This is a genomic window from Thermotoga sp., from assembly GCF_021162145.1.
GTDB lineage: Bacteria > Thermotogota > Thermotogae > Thermotogales > Thermotogaceae > Thermotoga.
In genome coordinates this window covers 1-6,157 of the sequence record NZ_JAGGZH010000127.1, presented here as the reverse complement: position 1 = coordinate 6,157, position 6,157 = coordinate 1, and the positions used below count along the sequence as shown (strand labels likewise).

Annotated in this window: 6 protein-coding genes and 1 pseudogene; 6 read left to right on the top strand and 1 reads right to left on the bottom strand. The window is 47.1% G+C overall.

Features of this window, described 5'->3' with window-relative positions; genetic code table 11:
* Nucleotides 1-78: 78 nt before the first annotated feature.
* The 6 genes and pseudogenes from J7K79_RS09490 to J7K79_RS07860 all read left to right on the top strand — a co-directional run bounded on the left by J7K79_RS09490 (nt 79) and on the right by J7K79_RS07860 (nt 5,544).
* Nucleotides 79-362: pseudogene (locus J7K79_RS09490) on the top strand (FTR1 family protein).
* Nucleotides 363-421: 59 nt separating this feature from the next.
* Nucleotides 422-1,753: an extracellular solute-binding protein gene (locus tag J7K79_RS07880; RefSeq protein ID WP_296907255.1), complete on the top strand. Its 1,332-nt coding sequence runs from the start codon at nt 422-424 to the stop codon at nt 1,751-1,753.
* A gap of 38 nt (nt 1,754-1,791) precedes the next feature.
* A complete protein-coding gene (locus J7K79_RS07875; protein WP_296907253.1) occupies nt 1,792-2,676 on the top strand; it encodes a carbohydrate ABC transporter permease in 885 nt (294 codons plus the stop codon).
* Nucleotides 2,676-3,524, top strand: a complete 849-nt coding sequence (locus J7K79_RS07870; protein ID WP_296907251.1) for a carbohydrate ABC transporter permease — start codon at nt 2,676-2,678, stop codon at nt 3,522-3,524. The genes J7K79_RS07875 and J7K79_RS07870 overlap by 1 nt, the downstream gene beginning before the upstream one ends.
* Nucleotides 3,524-4,603, top strand: a complete 1,080-nt coding sequence (locus tag J7K79_RS07865) for an ABC transporter ATP-binding protein (protein ID WP_296907248.1) — start codon at nt 3,524-3,526, stop codon at nt 4,601-4,603. Before J7K79_RS07870 ends, J7K79_RS07865 begins: the two co-directional genes overlap by 1 nt.
* Nucleotides 4,603-5,544 carry a TIM barrel protein gene (locus tag J7K79_RS07860; RefSeq protein ID WP_296907246.1) on the top strand — a complete coding sequence of 314 codons (942 nt, stop codon included), beginning with the start codon at nt 4,603-4,605 and terminating at the stop codon, nt 5,542-5,544. Before J7K79_RS07865 ends, J7K79_RS07860 begins: the two co-directional genes overlap by 1 nt.
* On the opposite strand, the gene J7K79_RS07855 is transcribed toward J7K79_RS07860, so the two are convergent.
* Nucleotides 5,537-6,157, bottom strand: a 621-nt coding sequence (locus J7K79_RS07855) for an iron-containing alcohol dehydrogenase (RefSeq protein WP_296907243.1), incomplete at its 5' end; no start/stop codon positions are given. The genes J7K79_RS07860 and J7K79_RS07855 overlap by 8 nt on opposite strands.

Genomic DNA, 6,157 nt, shown 5'->3' with positions numbered 1-6,157 from the left:
GGTTCTACGGTGGACTTGGTGAAGAAAAGTTCTTCGAAGGTGTAGCTTTGTACGTTAGAGTTCTTCTATTATAGCTCCATTCTGCTGATTTTCGTTGCTGCTGGACTTATCGGTTATGGAACACATGAGTTCATCGAGTGGGCAGAAGAAGAGGGTGTTGATCTCGGCTCTTTCGAAAAAAAACTTACGACCTAGGAATTTCTGAAAACAGTGTATGGCACCATAAAGGACTTGTAGGATCCATTTTGGCCGCTCTGATCGAATATTCCAACAAGATGGAATGGGGTAGAGTTCTGATTCAATTCGGATATCTGATCATAGCACTGCACCTGGTCTTTCGAGCCTACGGGAAAGGAATTTGATGTTTCTTAACAGAACTTGAAAAAATAGTGATAAAATCAATAAAACGGGGGGTGAAAGTATGAGGAAACTTTTACTCGTGATCATCTTGACTATAGGTCTTTTGATGTTCGCAGAGGAGATCACCATCACGGCGTGGACCGTGGGACCAGACAACCCATCCTACTACAGGTTCGAAAATCTAAAAACGGCTGCAGAGAGACTGAACAAGATTCTAAAGGATCTTGGAGTCGATCTCACCGTCAAGGTCGATGGCTACTTTGACACCACAGATTGGAGTTCCTTCAAGCAGAAAGTCGTCTTTGGTATCAAATCAGGTCAGGTAGTGGACATCATCTGTTCAGGGCACGACGACATAGGAGCCTGGGCGAAAGCAGGTTACGTAATTCCTCTTGATGACTACGTGAAGGAGTACTGGGACGAGGTGTATTACGACTTCATTCCATCGCTTTGGGAGGCAACCAAGTACAAAGGAAAGATCTACGGAATACCACAGGACACAGAGGCAAGACCTTTCTACATCAACAAACAGGTTTTGAAGAAACTCGGCTGGTCGGACGAAGAGATCAATTCCCTGCCGGGCAGAATCGCCAGAGGAGAGTTCACCTTTGAAGACTTCATTGAAGTGGCAAAGGAAGCTGTCGAGAAAGGCCTTGTGGAATGGGGACTCTACCACAGACCGAAAGCAGGAATCGATTACTACCAGCTCATGATCAGCATGGGTATCGACTTCTACGATGAGGAGAAGGCTGTGTTCGTTTACAACGTGAAAGAGATGAAAGACTACTTCAAGCTCCTCTACGACCTTGCGAACACCTACAAAATTCTTCCGAAGAACATGATAGGAACGCCGTGGACCTCCGTTCACAAGGACGTCACGAGTGGAAAAGTCCTAGCATGGATGGGTGGTACATGGAATTGGGCAGAATGGAAGAAAGACTACGGAAAAGCAGAGGAAGAACTGCAGAATATGTTTATCCTCGCTCCTGTTCCGAAGTTCAAAGGCAGAGGAAGGCCGAACACCCTGTCCCATCCTGTTGTTTACATGATCCCGAGCACAAGTAAGCATCCGGACATTGCATTCTTGCTCATAACCTTGGCTTCAGCACCGGAGCTCAACATGAGACACGCTGTTGAAAGTGGGCACCTGCCGATCAGGTGGCAGGAGACGGCGCTTCCCGAGTACACCAAGGAATTTATCATGGTAGAAGGAACAAAGCTTTTGCCGTACTCTGGTTTCATTCCAAACGATGACATGTTCAACCTCTACAATCAGATCATCTTCGAAGGAATGCAGATGGCTGAAAGTGGAATGAATCCTGAGAAAGTGGCAGAGGACGTTGCAAAAAGACTGAAATCTCAGCTGAAAGATCGGGTTGTAATCGTGGAGTGAGGGGAATCTCCCCTCACTCCCTTAGCGAGGTGAACGAGGTGAAGAGGCTGAAGCCCTGGCTTTTGCTCTCTCCCCTTCTCATCTTTGTAGTGACGTTCTTTGTGATACCGGTTGTTCTCACTGTGGTAATTGCGTTCACAGACATGGACTACTCGTTCATATGGAATTTTGTAGGGTTTCAGAATTTCTATGATATCTCCTCGGATTTCATTATTCCACGCGTGATCGCGAACACCTTTATATACACTTTCGGTACGTTGGGACTTTTCAACCTTGGAACAGCCCTTCTTATTTCGCTTCTCACCACGTCGATCAGCGATAGATGGGGTAATTTCTTCAGAACTCTCTGGATGCTTCCAAGACTCACACCGTCTGTTGTCTATGGACTCCTCTGGCTCTGGATGTTCGATCCTACAGAGTATGGGCTTGTGAACTTCGTACGGGGACTCTTTGGTCTTCCTCCACAAGATTGGCTCCACACCGCTCCCATGTGGATGATAATCTTTGCCAACGGTTTCATAGGTGCTTCGATGGGGATGCTTGTCTTCACAGCGGCGATAAAATCCATACCGGAAGATTATTACAGGGCAGCTCGCATCGATGGAGCGAGCTGGTTCATGGTGGTAAGGAAGATCACTCTTCCTTTGATAAAGTGGCATCTTCTCTTTGTAACCGCATATCAGACGCTTTCTCTACTTGCCTCCTTCGAATACATACTCATTATCACGGACGGTGGACCCGTTTACAGAACGGAAGTGTGGGCGCTCTATACGTACCACAACGCTTTTTCACACTTCAGATTCGGCTATGGTGCAGCTCTTTCGATCATCCTCGTGATCATAGGTGTGGTTTCTGCTCTTGTCTACATGAAGTTCTTCGGTTTTGAGTCTCTCATGGAAAAACCGAAGGTCGAGGTGGAATGATGAAACTCTCATTCTGGCAAAAAAATTCGGAGAAAATCAGAAATTTTGTGATAATCCTCGTGCTTTTTCTCATAACCTCGCCGATTCTTGTGGGATACGTTTGGCTCGTTCTGAGATCTTTCAGTGAGGACCTCGTAAGCGGCTTTGTCCCCACGAAGCTCACGCTGAAAAACTGGAGATTTCTCTGGCAGGAGATCAAGGGATATCCGAACATCTGGCACACCACGTTGAACACCGCTTTATTGGCGCTCGGTGTGATGGGGATTGAGGTGCTGATCACAAGTCTCGGTGGGTATGCTCTTTCCAGGTACGACTTTCCGGGAAGGTCCTCTATGATGAAGTTCATTCTCGCTCTCCACGCCTTCCCAGCGATATCCCTTATGACGGCGGTGTTCTACCTGCTCTGGACACTTCGACTCCTGGACACCCTCTGGGGAGTAATACTCCTCAAAGCCTCTCTGGAGGTGCCATGGGGCACCTGGATCATGAAAGGTTTTTACGATGGCATACCCTGGGAACTCGAATGGGCTGGACTCGCTGACGGTTACAGCAGGTTCGAAGTGTGGTGGAGGGTACTCCTCCCCCTCGTAAAACCGGGGATCGCCGTTACCGCTATTTTTGCTTTTTTGTCTGGATGGTCTGAATTCGTCTTTGTGAACACGTTCATCTTTTCGCAGAATCTGTGGACGCTCTCAAAGTATGTAAAGGGATTCATTGGAGATTACAGATTCGCGGACTACGGGCTTGTGACCGCTGTGGGGTTGTTCTACATGATACCGACAATCATCTTCTTTTTCTTTGTCAGTAAGCACATGATAAAACTGACCATCGGGGGAGTGAAAGGATAATGCCTAGCATCAAGGTTGTGAATTTGAAGAAGTATTTCGGGAAAGTGAAAGCGGTTGACGGCGTGAGTTTCGAAGTGAAAGATGGAGAATTTGTTGCATTGCTCGGTCCGTCTGGCTGCGGCAAAACCACCACCCTTCTGACGCTCGCCGGCATCTACAAACCCACGTCTGGTGAAATATACTTCGATGATGTCTTAGTCAACGACGTTCCCCCAAAATATAGGGAAGTAGGAATGGTTTTCCAGAATTACGCTCTCTACCCTCACATGACCGTTTTTGAAAACATCGCCTTCCCCTTGAGGGCAAGAAAAACGTCGAGGGAGGAGATAGAAAAGAGAGTCGTTGAAATCGCTCGAAAACTTCTCATAGACAATCTTCTTGAAAGAAAACCTTCTCAGCTCTCCGGTGGTCAGCAGCAGAGGGTAGCGCTCGCAAGGGCACTGGTGAAACAACCAAAAGTGCTCCTCTTCGATGAACCTCTCTCAAATCTCGATGCAAACCTGAGAATGCTCATGAGGGCAGAAATCAAACATCTTCAACAGGAACTTGGTATCACCTCTGTCTACGTGACGCACGACCAGGCAGAAGCGATGACGATGGCATCGAGAATAGCGGTCTTCAACCAGGGAAAGCTCGTTCAGTATGGCACCCCCGACGAGATATACGAGACTCCAAAGAACATGTTCGTCGCCTCGTTCATAGGGAATCCTCCAACGAACTTCCTGAAGGGTTTCTCTATAGGTGTGGAGGGAGGACGCACAATCCTGAGGCGAGACGATGTAATCCTGGAGATACCAAAGGAGGTGAAGGTGAGCTCAAAAGAGGTGATCGTTGGGATAAGGCCAGAACACTGCGAAGTGGTCCATACCCAGCGAGAGAACGCAATTCCCGGTACTGTCTACGTGGTTGAACCTCTTGGGAGAGATATAATATTGAACGTACAAACTGACAGAGGGGAGCTCATAAAGGTGTTTGGAGATCCGGCAAAAATTCCCTCCGTCGGTGAAAAGGTATTCCTTGTGCCACACTTGGAGAAGATACATCTTTTCGATCCAGAAACGGAAGAGACGATTCTGTGATGAAAAGAGAGAAGGTGGAGTGGATGATAAAAGGTATAGGGACAAACGTCGATACGAGGAGGGTGAACGGGTCAATAAAGAGACTGGTGAGTGAACTGGAGTTTTTCAAGAGTATTGGATTTGACTACATAGAAATTCCCGCCGCGGGGCTCGATGTGATCGCGAGGGGCCGAATCATAAGAAAAAGGCTTGAAAGAGTAAAAGAGATACTTTCCAATTACAACTTCAGGTACACGGTACACGCACCGGACGTTATTAACCTCAAAATAAAGACCAATCCATGGCATTACAAGGTCATGGAAGCCACCATAGAGTTTGCTGGAGAAATAAACGCAGAGGTAGTTGTATATCACTATGGCAATGTGGACCATTCTATAGACATACCTGAGAAACTACAAAGAAAAACAGAAATTATAGCTCTTCGGACACTTGGGGAACTTGCAAAGGAGAGAGGAATTACAATAGCCATTGAGAACGTTGCGCATCCTGTTTCTGAAGTATTAAGACTCATGAAAGCAGTTGATCATCCGAATGTGAGATTGCTCATAGACGTGGGACATCTCTACATTCTTGCAAGCTACATTGGGCTTGATTTCTATAAAGAATTGAAGGCAGGGCTTCCACACGCGGTAGAACTACATCTTAGTGACAATTTCGGAGAGTCTTCTCAGACATATCAGAAGATACCGGATGTGGAAGCCTTTCGTTTTGTCTATGGAATAGGGGATCTTCATCTTCCAATTGGAGAAGGTGATATCCCCTACAACAAGGTTCTCAAGATGATAAGAGAGTCTGGATTCAGCGGGATCGTCATTTTGGAGATAAACTCCATGGACAGATTCGCGGATGAGTACGCAGACTCTCTCAACCTTCTGAGAAGACGGCTTATTCTAGCGGCGAACAATAACAAGAAGGGGAGAAAAAAGAAAAAAGTCAAGTGATATTTTTTCTCATCCTTCCATATCTGTCCGCCGCTTTCAAAGCGAAGAGTACGTCTTTTGGTGTTACAGGACGGGGTTCGTTATGTATTGTTTCGCTTTTGTCACAGGCTTTTTCGGCTACCATTATTAAATCTTCGTTTGAAACACCATCGAGTCCTATTTCTGACAAAGTTGTGGGCAATCCTACTTCTTCGCAGAAGGAGTAGACCTCTTCGATCATCTCCCTGGGTTTGTCGGTCAAAAACAGTGATGCGAGAACTCCTATGGCAACTTTCTCTCCGTGTAAATACTCGTGAGTGTTTTCCAAGACGGTGAGGCCGTTGTGGATAGCGTGGGCAGCCGCCAGCCCGCCACTTTCGAATCCCAGCCCGCTCAGAAGTGTGTTAGCCTCAACGATTCTTTCCAGAGCCGGGGTAACAGACTTTTCTTCCACCGATCTCTTTGCAAACACCCCGTACTCGAGGAGTGTTTCGTAGCAGAGCTTTGCCAATGCATAAGCAGTCATCGAACCGATTCTTCCGGTCATGTTTGGTGCGTGCTTCTGTCTGCACGATTCCGCTTCGAACCATGTGGCAAGGGCGTCTCCCATCCCGGCAACAAGAAATCTCGCGGG